General features: G+C 42.5%; 9 protein-coding genes. All 9 read right to left on the reverse strand.

What is annotated here, in order from left to right; all coding sequences use genetic code 11:
- Positions 1-4: 4 nt before the first annotated feature.
- The gene (gene bglX, locus HFD85_RS05940) at positions 5-2,290 is read right to left on the reverse strand and encodes a beta-glucosidase BglX (protein ID WP_167606133.1); all 2,286 of its coding nucleotides are present in this window, start codon (positions 2,288-2,290) and stop codon (positions 5-7) included.
- Positions 2,291-2,313: 23 nt separating this feature from the next.
- Positions 2,314-4,125: a family 43 glycosylhydrolase gene (locus HFD85_RS05945; RefSeq protein WP_167606135.1), complete on the reverse strand. Its 1,812-nt coding sequence runs from the start codon at positions 4,123-4,125 to the stop codon at positions 2,314-2,316.
- Between the two features lie 21 nt (positions 4,126-4,146).
- Complete coding sequence (locus HFD85_RS05950) at positions 4,147-4,902, reverse strand: 3-keto-disaccharide hydrolase (protein WP_167606138.1); 756 nt, start codon at positions 4,900-4,902, stop codon at positions 4,147-4,149.
- Positions 4,903-4,931: 29 nt separating this feature from the next.
- Positions 4,932-6,398, reverse strand: a complete 1,467-nt coding sequence (locus tag HFD85_RS05955) for a Gfo/Idh/MocA family oxidoreductase (protein ID WP_167606141.1) — start codon at positions 6,396-6,398, stop codon at positions 4,932-4,934.
- A gap of 191 nt (positions 6,399-6,589) precedes the next feature.
- A complete protein-coding gene (locus HFD85_RS05960; RefSeq protein WP_167606144.1) occupies positions 6,590-7,954 on the reverse strand; it encodes a glucoamylase family protein in 1,365 nt (454 codons plus the stop codon).
- Between the two features lie 7 nt (positions 7,955-7,961).
- Positions 7,962-9,938 (reverse strand): glucoamylase family protein, encoded by a 1,977-nt coding sequence (locus HFD85_RS05965; RefSeq protein ID WP_167606147.1) that lies wholly within the window; start codon positions 9,936-9,938, stop codon positions 7,962-7,964.
- A gap of 103 nt (positions 9,939-10,041) precedes the next feature.
- Positions 10,042-11,868: a LamG-like jellyroll fold domain-containing protein gene (locus tag HFD85_RS05970; RefSeq protein ID WP_167606149.1), complete on the reverse strand. Its 1,827-nt coding sequence runs from the start codon at positions 11,866-11,868 to the stop codon at positions 10,042-10,044.
- 13 nt (positions 11,869-11,881) lie between these two features.
- Positions 11,882-13,420: a RagB/SusD family nutrient uptake outer membrane protein gene (locus HFD85_RS05975; protein WP_167606152.1), complete on the reverse strand. Its 1,539-nt coding sequence runs from the start codon at positions 13,418-13,420 to the stop codon at positions 11,882-11,884.
- 12 nt (positions 13,421-13,432) lie between these two features.
- Complete coding sequence (locus tag HFD85_RS05980) at positions 13,433-16,471, reverse strand: SusC/RagA family TonB-linked outer membrane protein (protein ID WP_167606155.1); 3,039 nt, start codon at positions 16,469-16,471, stop codon at positions 13,433-13,435.
- Positions 16,472-16,663: the final 192 nt, after the last annotated feature.

Raw genomic sequence — 16,663 nt, forward strand, 5'->3', positions numbered from 1 at the left:
TTGATTATTCCAGAGTGAAACTTGCAGAAAGCGATGCATTGGAATTACCACCTACAAACACTTTAAATTCGCCAGGTTCGGCATAAAACGAAAGATCGGGATGGTAAAAAGCCAGGTCTTGTGCACGTATTGTAAAGGTAACTTCCTTGGTATCCCCCTTTGGAATAAATACCTTATTGAAACCTTTTAACAAACGCATTGGCGGGGTGATGCTGGCCACCATATCACGTACATACAACTGTACCACTTCCTCGCCATCATAATCACCGCTATTGGTTACTGAAACGGATACTTTTATTTCATCAAGATTGGTCAACGTTGGTTTATCCAAAATCAGGTCCTTGTATTCAAATGAGGTATAACTTAATCCATAACCAAACGGGAACAATGGTGAGTTGGGCGCATCAAGGTAATTCGATTTAAATTTTTGAAATTCATCACTTCCCTGCGGACGCCCTGTGTTGCGGATGCTGTAATAAATGGGCACCTGTCCTACATTTACAGGGAAGGTGGCTGTGAGTTTCCCTGACGGATTATAATCGCCAAAAAGCACATCGGCTAATGCATTACCTCCTTCAATACCGGCATGCCACATTTGTAACAAAGCATCTGCCAATTCCACTTCTTCGCCAATTGCCATTGGGCGGCCGCTCATATTTACAACGACCAATGGCCTTCCTGTTTTTTCCAGTTCGCGTAGTAATTTTTTCTGGCTCATGGGTAAGCTTATGTCCGTTCTACTGGATGATTCGCCCGACATTTCAGTGGCTTCTCCAACAACTGCAATGATTACATCTGCCCTTCGTGCTAAAGAAATGGCTTCCTTTAGCATTGCTTCAGGCGAGCGTTCATCGATAAAAATTTTGGGGCCAAAAACGTTGATCTTTTTTGCAAAATCAGGATCATTACAAATATTAGCTCCTTTTGCGTGAAGAATCTTCACCTGATCGCCAAGTACATTGTTAAAACCTTCGAGAACGGTAACGGCATAACGCGCTTCTCCGGTTGGAGCCCAGGTTCCGAGCATATTGTTACGGCTGTCGACCAGGGGGCCGACCAACGCAACAGTTCCCGATTTTTTAAGGGGTAGTAGTTGCTCATCATTTTTTAACAGCACCATGGAACGTGCAGCAGCCTGGCGTGCGAGTTGGCGATGAACGGGTGTTAAGATATCTGTAGCCGGACGGTCTGCGTTGAAATAGAGATACGGATCCTGGAACAATCCCAGCTTATATTTCGCCTCCAAAATTCGCCGACAGGCTTTATTAATATCCTCTTCACTAACCATTCCTTCTTCCAGAGATTGTGTCAGCGTAGTAAGAAATCCTTCACCAACCATGTCCATGTCGAGACCGGCCTTGAGAGCCATAGCTGAAACTTGCTGCAGGTCTCCCAATCCATGTGCGATCATTTCATTTACGGAAGTATAATCCGATACCACAAAACCATCAAATCCCCACATATCGCGTAAAATAGTGGTGAGCAACCATTTATTTCCACTTGCCGGTACCCCGTCCACATCGTTGAACGACGTCATTACACTTCCAACCCCGGCTTCAATGGCAGCTTTATATGGTGGAAAATAATCATTGAACATCCTTAAATGCGACATGTCAACAGTATTGTAATCGCGACCTGCTTCAGGGGCGCCATAAAGTGCAAAGTGTTTTACAGTGGCCAGCATTGTTGTTGGATCTCTCAAATCTTTTTGTTGATAGCCTTCAACCATAGCTTTTGCTATTTCCGATCCCAAAAAAGGATCTTCTCCGGCACCTTCTGAAATGCGCCCCCAGCGTGGATCGCGCGAAACGTCGACCATGGGCGAAAAGTTCCAGAAAATACCATCAGCAGTAGCTTCTTTGGCGGCGACACTAGCCGTTTGTTTGATAAGTTCCATGTCCCAGGTACAAGACAAACCAATTGGAAGCGGGAAAGTTGTTTTGTAACCATGAATGACGTCAGACCCAAAAATCATGGGAATACCGAGACGACTTTCTTCAACCGCCAGTCGTTGTGCCTGTCGCGTTTTCTCCGGTCCGTAAACCCCAAAAATTCCTCCTACCTGGCCGGTTTTTATTTTTTGTTCTACATCGGTACTAACAACCGACCCGGTTAAAATTCCGCCACCCGGTGTTACCAGATTTAACTGGCCGATCTTCTCCTGGGTGGTCATTTTCGACATTAAATCTGAAATATAAGTATCCATTTCCGTATCACCAGGTTCGGTGCCCGGATGCTGACACCCGGCGAATAATAGAACAGTTGCAACAAACGAGAGAAAGCGTTTCATATCTTTTGCATTTAAATGATTTTCTAGTCTATTTTAATCGGTTCTGTTTTTCCCGAAATTCCATTTTCGTTAAAAGCTTCAATGGAAAAATAATACTGCGTATTTCGATCGAGACAGCGCATAAACAGTTCGTTTGAATCGTAAACCAGCCACGAGTGATACATTTTGTCGGGCGCAATTCCCCAGAAAATGTTGTATCCCTGGGCACCTTCTACCGCATTCCATGTGAGCGATGCATCTCTTCGGTCAGCTTCACGTTTTACATGAAAACTTTTAACACCTTTTGGCTTATTTCCCAGGCCCAATCCAAAAACCCTGATCTCAGACATAGCGAAGTTATTCCCTGGAACTTTAATGTTTTTGTATCGAACAAATTTTGCTTTTACAGGCTGATTAAGAACCATGTATGCGTTGGGTGCGTCTTTGTAACTTTCGCTGCGATCAACCGCAGTCAGCCAGTTTCTGCCATCTTCGGAAACTTCGAGCATAAAACGATGACGTAATCCCTCCACTCTTGTGTAGATGCCTGATTCATAATCGTGAAAATTCAACTGAAAAGCATAAACCATTCCGGGGTGCGACATTTCGATTTCTATCCACTGCCGATCGTCGTTGGTTTCGGCAACCCAAAACGATTTTGGACTTTCGTCGGTCAATACTTTCGAAACAATATCACCCTTCTCATTCTTTTCGAGGGGCAATTCTGTAGTGGTAACTTCATCATCATTTGAAGTAAATTTTACAATTTGTTTTAGGGATGATGATACCGTAACTTTTCCTTTGTACGATAGCAGCATCCAACCACAATGCTCGCCTGCTTTGGTTGGATGGTCTGGTGCAAAGCGCGGGTAATCACCGTAATCTGAATTCGAATACATCAGGCCTTCCTCATCAAAATAAGTGGGAAACATACACAGGCGGCGTTCCCATTGAGCGTTCGAAGCAAGTGCCATGGTAGCAAAATGCCAGTATTGTCCGTTGGTTTGTTTAACTGTAATACCATGACCGGCTCCGTTGGTAAATCCGCCAGGCTTAAAACTCATCGGATTGTTTTTCATGTATTTAAAAGGCCCCAGCGGTGTTTCGCCAATATACACGCCATCGGCATACACATTAAACTGGGTTCCCGGTGCCGCGTATTGCAGGTAATATTTTCCGTCGTGCCTGGTTATCGAGGCACCTTCCATGTAACCTTCCTTCAAAGTAGGGTGAAAATTGTTTTCTCCAAAACGTTCCCAGCCGTGCTCTTCCTCCACAAGATTGATAAGGTCCTTTTTTACACCGGTTTCAAGAAAACGATCATCCTTATTCAACATTTTTACTCGTATGGGATAAACATTCGACGAGCCCCAGTACAGGTACGTCTTTCCGTCGTCGTCGATAAAAAGTTCTGAGTCCTGTATATTGTTGGAGATAGAAGCTGTTGGAGTCCATTTGCCACTCTTCGGATCATCGGTATAAAGAATACTTCCGTATCCGGCCGGATCGCCCGCAAAGTAAACCAGTGAATCTTTGTAATTGAAAGCTGTCGGTGCGTTACATCCTTCGAAAAACCACTGTTGTGGCTTGATAAAATCCCAGTTTACCAAATCGAAAGAATGCCAGTAACCAAACGAACGGGTGACAAACATGTAATATTCACCACGAAACTCGATCACCGCCGGATCGGCTCCGGATCGGTAGGAAATATTCCGGGCTGAATTATAGACCATATAAGTGTAATCGATATCCAGCGGATTGCAGTAGGTTTTCGGTACTAATTCCTGACCAGATATCGAAAAAGAGATCAGTGTAAATAGTATAAAACAACTTGACAGTTTGAACTTTAGTTGCATGCTACAATTGGTAAAATCTTGTTATAATTCTTTGATCCAAATATTCCGGAACTGAACCAAACTTGAAGCTCCATTTAATTTGCCGGTCTCAGGATTTATCCCTCCATGATGCTGAAAACCAATCGGACCTTTTACATTTAGCCCCGGATAAAGCGCATTGTTTATTACTACAATTCCATTGTTTTTAATGGTTATCCGTTCGCCTACAACAGTTATATCGAATGCATTCCAGAGTCCAACCGGATTATCCTGATTAGAACTCGGTACAGCTCCGGCCCTGACCTCTGCCGGCAAATCTTTATTGTTTCTTACTGACCATAACTCTCCTGAACCAACCGACCAGCACCAAAGATTGGTTTGGCCAACTCCTTTTAAAAGAATTCCCGAATCGGAATTTGGACCAAGTGGTTCGATAATATTCCCTTCTTCGTCGCGCAAATATTCACCATTGGGTAAAATGGTAGGTAGTTTAAACAGATGGTCACCATAGCCTTTGAAGCGCCATTCAACATGCAATTGAAAATCCATGTATTCTTTTTCAGACATCAGACTTTTATTGCCATTTGCTTCTGAACGCGCATCGTAATCAATCACCCCGTCTATAACCGACCAGTGTCCGTTATCACCTTGGGGTATTATCCACCCTGAGAGATCTTCTCCATTAAACAGTTTTGTGTATCCTTCTTTTTCATAGATACATTTATCCTGAGCTAAAACCGCTCCAAGATTGATACACAGAAAGTACACAGAAATCAAAAGTATTTTATTCGTTTTCATGATTATTATTTTAAGTTGGTTTAATTCATTTATAATTCCCAGCCTTTTCGGTATTTACGAGACACAAATTCGTTAGCTTTTTCCAGGTTCGTGACTCTTAAGTTTTTATTGTCCCATTCCAGACGGTCGTCCATTCTGATAGCAAGATTTCCCAAACAAATCGCTTCAGCAACGGTTTGCACATGAACAAAATCTCCCCGCGATGCTTTTCCTCCTTTAAATGCCCGTATCATTTCAGTTGTCTGATCGATTAATTCAACCTCCGGAATTTTAATCGAACTAACCAGTTGTTCTTCATTTTTTACATCGAGTAAAACTGCATTTCGATAACCGTAATCAGTTAGAATGATTCCATTTTCGCCGATAAACATTACACCATCTTCAGGCATTGATTTGCCTTTTTTAATTAATGACTTTGGTGTTGCAGGCTTTATCCCACCTTCGTACCAAAATACATCCATTGTAGAATTTTTATTCTTAACCGGAACCTCCCAGTAAAGAGTTGCAGCATGAGGGTAACTTAAATTATTTTTCACCCAAGTACTTCTGAAATCCCGAATTTCACAGGTGAAACTCGACGAGGCTTCAGCCAACTCAGGCATTCCAAGATTTAAAATCCGCCAATCTTTCCAGAAACCGTAGTAGCCCATGTCGGCCAGGCAACCGGCACCAAATTCATACCAGCCACGAAATACGGTGTGTGTATAGTCTGGCGAATAAGGCCTGTTGGTTGAAGGCCCCAGCCAAAGCTGCCAATCGAAACCTTCCGGGATTGGTGCCGGCTTGGGCAAATAAGGTGAACCTTGCGGCCACATTGGGCGGTTTGTCCAGCGATGTAATTCTTTTACCTCACCAATTATTCCGCTGTCAATCCAGGCTTTTAAGGTATAAAGTTCGGCCGGATCCTGAAAAGCAAAACACTGGGTAGCAACCTGAGTTTCTTTTGCGGTATCACAAATCAACCTGGTTTCGTTCATAAAATTTGCAATAGGTTTGTGGGTGGCAACAGCCAGATTTTTCTTCATACCTGCCAAAGCAATTGCCCCATGCAAATGGTCAGGTGTCATGATAAAGATGGCATCCAAATCCTGCTCTTTTTCCAACTGTTCTCTAAAGTCGGCATAGGCACTTATTCCTTTAAAGGAACTACTACCTGTTTTTTCAGCATAAAATTCCTGGATTCGTTTTCGACCAATTTCTCTACCGCCGGGAGCACCTTTCTTTTCACCTTGGGATTTTCCCCAAAGCGGATAATCAAAACTTTCTTTGTTGGGATCGCAAACCGAAACAAATTGCAACTCATCCCGTTCCAACCAGCCCGGAAGTTGTTTTAAGGCTTGTGTTCCAGAACCGATGAGTGCAACATTTATTTTGTCACTGGGAGAAGTTTGTCCATTTCTTCCCATGACATACGAAGGGAGTATTGTTAGTCCTACTCCGGTAGTTGCAGTCTGTGAGATAAATTTACGTCGGTTTAGATTTTTAAGTGTTGTCATTGTCTAATTTTTGTCATAATGAATTTTCACATACTCAAACATCTCAAGCTAAATCTATCAATTCCAATTAGGTATACATATGTATTACCGGCCAATCGTGTGTCTGTTCCAATATGTTTAGTCTTTATGTTTTTCATACTGCCTTAATTAGAAATGGTTAAGTTTTTAAGTCGACTTGCCTGCCGTTAAAATCAATTATTAGCAACAGTAAATCCGAGTTTTTTTAATCCTCCCTGAACATCCTCGTTCTTCATAAAGAGATTCCACAAAAGTCCGGACCGGTAGTTTTCTATCATCACAGGAATGGGGCCCTGATCGATGGCAAGATAACGAGGCAGATACCAATTATTAGATTGGCTGTATGCATCATATGGGCCGTATTTCCCTAAGAGCGAATCAGCCTCCAGGTAGAGGTATTTCAGAAAGCGCATCGATTCTTCAGGTGTATAAGGAAACGAAGAAAGCGCCGCTGTAGGCGAGATGACTCCCAGATCCATTTTACCCGGACGGTGTCCGGCGTAACCACGCATTGAATAACTTGAAGTAAAACCCCATTGATTCTCTCCGTAACCTTCATATCCTTTCGGATTGTCGAGTGCATAACGATAATGTATGCTGGCATGGTTCACATTAAGTTTCCAGTAATCGGCATATTTATCTTTTAAGCCTTTTGGATTCAATCCCAGATAGGAATAGTGGGCCCAGAAAAGTGGACCGATGGGATCGTCATTGTGTTCGTAAAAATCGAGGACAGTACTCAGACCATAATAAACTGTATCCTCTGCAATGGCACCGTTTCGTGCCCAGCCTTTGTCGTAAACTTCGGCATCGATCGGATGTGTGGGAGATGATGCCGCCAGTACATACATGATCAGACACTCATTGTAACCGCCAACCGGGAAATTCATTTCCCAGCCGTATTTGGGCGACCAGTGCCAGTAAAGCACATCCTTACCCTGCGTGTACCAGTCCCATTCTACTCCTTCCCAAAGTTTTTGAATATCGGCTGCCAACTGCTGTTCTTCCGGATTCCCTTCTTTAAAATATTCGGCAACAGTCAGAAGTCCCTGAACCAGGAACGCCGTTTCAACCAAATCGCCGCCATCATCTTTTTTACTGAAAGGACTTACCTTCCCGGAGGGGCCATCCAGCCAGTGTGGCCAGGCGCCATGAAAGCGATCGGCTTTTGCCAGGTAGGCAACAATTTTCTGATAACGCTCGAGTGCTTGCTGACGTGTAATGAAACCGCGTTCAATCCCTACCAAAATGGCCATTAAGCCAAAACCTGTGCCTCCGGTTGTAACAATGTTCTGGTCGTGGTGCGGATAGACATTATCCATATGAATGCGTTCCCTAGCCATGCCAGAGGTGGGTTCGGCACCATCCCAGAAATACTCGAAAGTTTGATGCTGAACAAGATTCAACAATGAGTCCTCAACATGCTTCTTCTCGTCTTGAATATTCTCAACCGACTTTTTATTTCCGGAGTTACATCCTGAAAAACCAAGGCTAATAATAAAAGCGATCAATATTAAAGGTAAAATAAATTTCTTCATGATATTTCTAATAAGTAAAACCTAATTTTGCTAAGCCATCCTGCACTTCGGTACACGACATAAACAATTCCCAAAGAAGACTGGTAAGGTAGTTTTCAATCATTACGACTATCGGTCCCTGGTCTATGGCCAGGTAAGAAGAAGCAACCCATCCGTTTGTAAAATCAAACGCATCATAAAATCCATATTCTCCCCAGAGTTTGTCTCCGAGCACATAGTAAAAATAGCGCAGTGCTTCCATCGATTCTTCAGGTGTGTATGGCATCGACGAAAGGGCAGCTGTAGGAGTAATAACTCCGCGATCGTTGTTTGGCGAATGTGCTGAATAGCCTGTAAAGCCATCGCTGGCCGTGAGCCCCCAGCACGCATCGGAATATGAAACATATTTCTGTGGATTGTCGGCACAATATGCATGGTTAATTTTTGAATGGTTGACATTCTGGTCCCAGTAATTGGCAAATTGATCAGATAGATTTCGAGGATCGAGTCCCAGGAATGAATAATGTGCAAAGAAAAGTGGACCACCCATGTCGTTTCGGAGAGGCAACGTGTAACCGTAATACGAATTACCGCCTGAGTTTACCATATTCCCGTTTCGTGACCAGCCTTTGGTGTAAACATCTTTGTCGATTGTTTGGGTAGTTGACGATGCAGCCAGCACATAAATAATAAGGGCTTCATTCCAGCCGGTAATCTTATGGTTTTTCTCCCAACCGTAATTGGGCGACCAGTGCCAGTACAAAACGTCCTGGCCACCTTGTGTGTACCAATCCCATTCAACGGCTTCCCAAAGCATGTTTATTTTATTAATTATATCAGCTTCCTTTGCAACGCCGGCGTTTAAATATTGTCTGACTGTCAGTAATCCCTGAATCATAAAAGCGGTTTCTACCAGATCACCACCATCATCGTTCGAACTAAAGGGAACTGTTTTGCCCGTTTCACCATTCATCCAGTGAGGCCAAACCCCGTGAAAACGATCGGCCTGAGCCAGAAAATCAACAATGGTTTTCAATCGATCAATTCCTTGCTGTCGGGTAATAAATCCGCGTTGAATTCCCACAATTATCGACATTACTCCAAAACCTGAACCTCCAATTGTAACCGTATTTGCTGAAGTATTTCTTTCTCGTGCCAATCCACTAACCGGGTGGCCAAAATCCCAGAAATATTTGAAAGTTTGTTGTTGAACCAGCGTTAACAGTTCCTCGTCCGGAATCAAGGGAAATTTCAACGTGGTATCTGCTTCGGTATAAAAATTCAGATCAAGCCCATCAAACGGTTTTCCAATACTGTTTTCAATAGTAGAAGAAATGCTGAATTGACTTTTTGCATATCCATCCAATGTTTCAAGCACCACACACGATACTGTTTTATCATTAATCTGATTTATATTAAAGCTGATAGAAGCGCCATTTGATTTCAGTGTAGAGGAATTAAAAATATCGCTTGCACCAACCGAAGAATTAAAGAGAAGTTCTATTTGCGGTTTTCTGGCGGTATTCAAAATCCTGGTTGTGGGATTAACTTCTTCTCCATCGATAAATACAGCTTCAAGTACAAGAGGGGGAGTCAGTGTTCTAAATGCATATTCCACTCCCTTAAAAGTCTCATCATTTTCTCCTTTCAGACCATTTGAAATGCGTAGTTTATATGTTTTGCTTTCATCCAACTCCGGATGGTCGATCTTCACCAGTTTATTCTCGCTGAAAAATGAAAAATCACTGTCCATTTCCTCATTGGTATCGTCAAGAATTGAAATGTTTGCCTCAGCCGAAACCGTGTTCACAGCACGATCAAAACGAATTTCGATGGGTTCGTTTAAAACGATATCCTCAGTTATATCCATTGGTTTCAATTCCGATTCCCCGATGTACACATAAGAAACATTGAGTTCTTCCGGTGAGGGTTCCGGGTCGTTGTTATTCTTACTACATGAAAGCATAAGAACAATCGGCAACAATAAGAACAATAATTTGTGCATTACAATTCGATTATGGATGGTAGAAAATGATAGAGGCCACCCGGTTTCCCAGGCAGCCTCTACTGTTAGAAAAACCTAACTAAACTAACTATACACTTAGCTGTTAACTCTCATCAGCAATAATCTGCTGAATGTCGGCTTGAGTTAACACCTTATTGAAAAATCGTAGTTCATCCAATAAACTTTCGTCAGACCAGTGGTTCCATCCGGTAAAGCGGGGATCACCTGACATAATTGTCAGAATATCGCATCCAGTCCAATCGATTCCAGTAAAATCACTTTGTTTAACCACTTCTCCATCGATGTAAACCAAACATTCTTTTCCTGAAATAGAGAATGCAAAATGGTGCCATTCTTCAACAGCTGGATCTAAACGAGCAGCTTCACCACCGTCTACCCACGTATCAGCAGTTCCGTTTCCTGCGTTGAGTTTAAATTGCATTAATCCTCCGCCTGGTTCTCTGAAAAAACGGAAACCACTTTTTCGATTGTTTTGCACATCGGGATAGTTTTCATTTTCAGTATCAGGTGGTCCCATTACTAATATGCCGGCACGTTGTCCATACGTTGGTTCAGGATCGGTTAATCTTATTTTCATCCAGAAAGCTGCGCTTAACAGGTTGTTCTGTAAAGCATCGCTCGGAAAAGTCAAATACGATTCTGGAGCTCCTGCATAGGCTTTACCCACTTTACCATCGGCATATCCAGGTGTTCCGGTAACCGTGGGCTGGGTTTGTGAAACATATTCAAGGAAAGTTTCCTCGAACGGCATATAGAAGATCTCGCCTTCGTATTTTGGAGTATAGGTAAAATCTTTGCCCGACTCTTCGGTGATAATACTTTGAATTTCATCCTGGGTAAGCGCACGATCAAAAATTCGCAGTTCATCCAACAAACTTTCGTCCGACCAGTGATTCCAACCGGTAAAACGCGGAGCTCCCGACATTATGGATAAGATATCACATCCCGTCCAATCGATACCTGAAAAAGCACCTTCTTTTACCATCTGACCGTCGATATATACTTTTGCTTCAGTTTGCGAAATAGTGAAGGCAAAATGGCGCCATTCCTCAATGCTTGGATCAATACGTGCATCTGCTCCGCCATCAAACCATGTGTCAGCCTCTCCGTTTCCGGCATTAAGTTTAAACTGCATCAATCCTCCACCAGGTTCTCTAAAGAATCTAAAACCATTTTTACGGTTGTTTGGAGCATCCGGATGTTCAGGATCTTCAGGTCCCATAACCAGGATTCCGGCGCGTTGACCGTAGCTGGGTGCAGGATCAGATAGCCTAACTTTCATCCAGAAAATAGCAGATATCTCGTCGCTTTGGAATTCCTCGCCGGAGAAAGTCAGATAAGAATTGGGAGCCCCCATGTAGGATTTCAATCCACCCAGTGCTTCATTTGAAAATCCCGGATTTCCTACAACAGTTGGCACTTCAAAACTTACCATATTCATGAAATCACCCTCGAAAGGCATGTATAAAACCTCGCCAGGATATTTTGGTACATATGGAGGGACTTTCTCGAAATCCACTTCAACTGTTGTGGATTTGTTATCGAGGTCGGTGGCCACCACCGAAACGGTATGTTCACCGTATCCAACATTATCGTACATCAAGGTATCGATAATAAGTCTGCGGTAATCGTTAAATTCCGAATAGCTGGCAATTTCAGTTCCATCATAGAGAACTTTTACCGTCCCAATTTCGATGTCATCGCTTACTTCGAACTTAATATTTACCGAGGAAATAACCTCCGGTAACGAAATTTCTGTACCATTTGTCGGGTAAATCAAAGTAACCTGCGGGGCTGATTCGTCAGGCCCCGGATCCACTTTCGAAATCGAATCGATGTAATTTTGATCACAGGCATTGATTAGAATTACCATCAGTGCCAGAAATATTATTTTAAAATATGTCTTCATTTCATTTTCGTTTTTAGTTCGTTGGATTGACTACTTCTTCCAATTGGGGTAATTCAGAAACCTGAGGTGCAGGCAGTACAAAATAGGCTTTGTCCATGGTGAAGATTTTACCTTCATGTGTCAACTCTGATACGTTTTCGGTGCGCACCATGTCGTGAAACCGGATATCCCACTCTGTTCCCAATTCCGCTAATTTTTCATTCAGGACGTTTTGTGTTGAAACTCCACTAAGAGGATCCATTCCCGCTCTCGCTCTCACCAGATTTACAGCCTGATCAGCGGTCATTGAAATATTGCTGTTTGCACCCCTTGTTAGGGCTTCTGCATATACCAAAAGTATTTCGGCGTAGCGTATTACGATCATATTTTTACCGCTTCCGGGTCCATTCCTTCCTTCCGTCAATTCTGTTGATGGTTGTATCCATTTTCCGGCTCCCCACTTTTTCCGGGCGTTATCAATAAAAACATCTCCTTCTCTGTTGGTGTTATCAATCCAATCGGGCAATGTTCCCCATTCATTTTCAATTTCTGCCATACCTGCAGGAGTCCAGTGAACAGATGTTTCAAGCCTTACGGTTTCACCCCTGTCGAGCATAAACTTGATAAACTTTTTGGTTGGTTCGTAGAATCCCCAACCGCCACCGGCTCCGGTCACAGCAGGATCCCAGGCAAGTCCGAACGGGCTAAACAAGTGACCAAATCTATCCCCGGTTGCAGAACCAAAGTCAGAATACTGAAATTCAAGAATAATCTCGTCATCTAATTTTCCGGCTTTCTTGAACAGGTGATAATAATCGTCGGATAATTCATATTCACCTGAACTGATAATGGCTGCTGCTGCATTTGCTGCGCCCTGGTAATCTTTCATCTCCTGGTAGGCCAATGCCTGTAAAGCGTAAGCTGTATAACGGGTAATTCCCCCACGTACGTCACTTCGCTTATTTGGATGCATATCCGGCAGAAGTGGAATCACCTCGTTCATTTCATCAACTATGTACTGCATTACTTGTTCCATGTTACTGGCCGGAGTATTTTGAATGTTATCCAATTGGTCGATTACAATAATCTTCCCGAATGCTTTTGCCAGATTCAAATAAAGGTAAGCTCTGATAGTTTTGCATTCAGCAATATACTGGTCAACCAGAGCATCATTGTTGGCAGCTTCACGATATTTTTCGATCTCATCCATTTCAGTGAAAACGTTAATAATATCGTTGTAGTGATTTTGCCAAACGGCATTCAAATTCCAGTGACTGGGCAAATACGTAAAGTTGTCCTGTTCCTGCATAGGAGCCTGATCACCTGCCGCGTTAACATCATCGCCGCGGATACCAAGCGTTATCGGACCTTCCCAGCCACGAGTATACAATCCGTAATAAGCTCCTAAAAGAGGCAATTTTATATCCTCACCTATTGAGTAATCCACATCACTGGTGAAAGCTTCATCCTCAAATGGTTCATCGAGTTTATCGGTACACCCAATTACCGAAATCAGTAGCAACCCACTTAAAAATACGGGTGCAAAATATTTTATTAAATGTTTTATTTTCATGATTCTACGTGTTTAGAATTTAAGATTTACACCAATTGTATAAATGGCAGGCACCGGATAAAACTGACGGTCGATTCCGTTGGGTACCTCCGGAGAAAATCCATTGTATTTGAATACGGTTAATGGTTTTTCAGCCGTAACATAGATTCGGGCATCGGGCATTCCCCGGCCCAGCAACTCATCTCCCTTAATATTATAGGCAATCTGGATGTTCTGGATCCGGAAGTAAGCGCCATCCTCAAGAAAATAGTCGCTGAAATTTTGGTTCCATCCTTTTCTTAGTCCTGCTGCCGATGGATACTTATTGGAAGTTCCTTCTCCATTCCACAATCCTTTAGCAAGATCAGCATCTATATTTGTATCATTAGTCCAGATAATTTCTCCTCTTTTTCTGTTGAGGATCTTGTTTCCACTCTGCCCCATGATATTCATTGAGAATTCCAGGTTCTTATAATTCAAAGCCAAAAATCCTCCATAGTTAAATGTTGGAATATATGAACCAATAAACAGCTTGTCGTCATCATCAAGAATATCATCATTGTTCTGGTCTCGAAATTTAAGATCTCCTGGGACCAGACCATTTGCTGTTGCAATTGGATCTGCATCAATTTCTGATTGATTTTGATAAACACCCGCTACTTCGTAACCAAAAAATGAGAGCAGTGGTTCTCCCACTTGTGAACGTTGGCGGAACTCAGCCTGACCTCCATCAAGATAGGCCTGACCGTATAGGTCGCGTACCTCATTTTTGAGGGTTGAAATGTTACCTCCAATGGTATAACTTAAGTTATTTGATATTTCGTTTCTCCAGGTAACAGCCAATTCCAATCCCTGATTTCTAATGGTACCTACATTTCGAAGTACACTTCCGGATTGAAGTTTCAGACTTACGGGAATTGCAGCATCTTCCGTATCGCGGATGTAATAATCTGCCTCGATACTTAATCGATTACTAAACAATTCGGCATTCAATCCAAAATTTGTGCCGGTAACGGTTTCCCAGCCTAAATATCCAAAAGTACTGGTAGTTATTGTTCCGTCAACCTGCGTTTCATCAATCGCTAAATACACCGGATTGGTAGTGTTTGCACCATCCTGACGCGCAATTTTATCGTTACCCAGTTTACCCCATCCGGCTCTTAATTTCAGGTAATTGAGCACCGAACCTTCTTGTATGAAATCTTCCTCGGTTACCACCCAACCAAGTCCAAACGCCGGGAATGTTCCCCAGGTCTCCTGATACTTCTGGGTACCTTCTCTACGCACGGTAGCGTAGGCAATATATTTATTTTTGTAATTGTAGGATACCCGTCCAAAATAAGACAATCCATGAAGACGCTCCGCGCCATCATTGGCATCTTTCGATGTTTCGGATAAGGTTTGACCAATGTACCATGCATTCTCATTTAATGGAATGTCTTCGGCTGAAGCTACAAGGTAATCGTACCATTCGTCGCGGTAAGATGATCCGGCCATCACGGTTAGATTATGGTCTCCAAAACTATCGCCGTATGTCAGTGTATTGTCCCAGAACTGATTAACATCCGTAGTTCTCGAGGAACTGATAGTTGAATGAATTCTGTTGCTGTTTTGTGTTTCGCTAATAAAATAAGGCAACCCAACATTTCTGGCTTTTAAGAACATCATTGAAGTATTGTAAGTCGTTTTGAATCGAACCAGATTGGGAACAAGTTCAATTTCCGCATAGATCCCTGCAAGCACTTTTCGTATATCCTGCCTGTTATCCGTGTAGGCAAGTTGGAGGAAAGGGTTTTGCGCACCACGATAATCCAGAACCTGTGCATTTGCATAATTGCTGGCTGTAGTATGACCTTGCGATAAAAGATATTCGTAGTGCTTATCATCATATACCGGAAGTATAGGAACAGCATGGTAAGCACTAAACCAGGCACCGTCATCGGCAATGTATCGTGTGCCGTTACTAACATTAAAATTAACACCTGTTTTCAGCCAGTCATTTGCCTGATGATCAATTGAAGTTCTAATATTCATTCGCTTGTAGGAGTTTTCGGCTTCCAAAAGTCCCTCCTGATCGAAATAACTTATTCCAAGTGAATATGATGTTTTATCGTTTCCTCCAAGAACTGATAAAGAATGATTTTGCTGGGCGGCATGCGATTTCATAATTTCAGCATACCAGTCAGTGTTCACATTTGGTACATTAGGATTCACCCGGCTTCTCCCATATCGTTGCATCGCATTTTCGATAAAACTTATATCAACAGCTGATCCGGTTTGATAAATGTAATCAACAAACTGCTCGGCATTTGACATCTGCATCACATTTTGCGGTACCTGAATTCCATAGTAACCATCGTAGGTTATGGAAGTTTTGGTATTTTTTGCTCCCTTTTTAGTAGTTATAAGTACAACTCCATTCGCAGCACGAACTCCGTAAATGGCCGATGCTGAAGCATCTTTCAATACCGAAAGTGTTTCAATGTCAGATGGATTAAGAAAGTCGATGTTATCAAAATACATTCCATCCACAACATATAATGGAGCTGAATTACTACTTGTTGGAAATGATCCAATTCCCCGAATCCTAACTGTAGGCTCGCTGCCCGGAGCACCGGAGTTTACAATTTGCACACCTGCTACTTTACCCTGTAAGGCTTGCATTGCCTGACCTGTCGGCGTTTTTACGAGTTCATCCGATTTAACTGTAGTTATGGATGAGGTGAGATCCTTTACTTTTAACTCACCATAGCCAACCACAACTACCTCCTCGAGACCAACAACGTCCTGTTTTAGCTGGACGCTGTACGTAATCGATTGACTGGCAGTCATTTCCTGAGATAGAAATCCGATATAACTGAAAACTACTTTTGACCCCTGACGTACTGTTAATGAATAATTTCCGTCAATATCCGTCACTGTACCGTTGGTTGTACCCTTTTCGATTACCGATACCCCCGGTAGTGTTACTCCTGTATCGTCAACAACCGTTCCCGAGATGGTAATTCTATCCTGGGCAAAGAGGGTTGTACACGAAAATAGGAGAAATAAAATAAAGATAGGTTTTCGCATAACTTTATGATTTGAATTAGTTTGATGCAAAGTTAAGGCATTCGTTGAAGCACAAGCAACTGAATTCATACACCAATCATTCACATTACCTAAGTGAAGTATTTCATTACCTCATTATTACCTCATCCTGTGAAAATGACAATACTTATAAAGAGCAGATATAGAGTCGTATATGTGTTTTTATTTATTATT

It is taken from the genome of Maribellus sediminis, from assembly GCF_011799805.1.
Taxonomy (GTDB): domain Bacteria; phylum Bacteroidota; class Bacteroidia; order Bacteroidales; family Prolixibacteraceae; genus Draconibacterium; species Draconibacterium sediminis_A.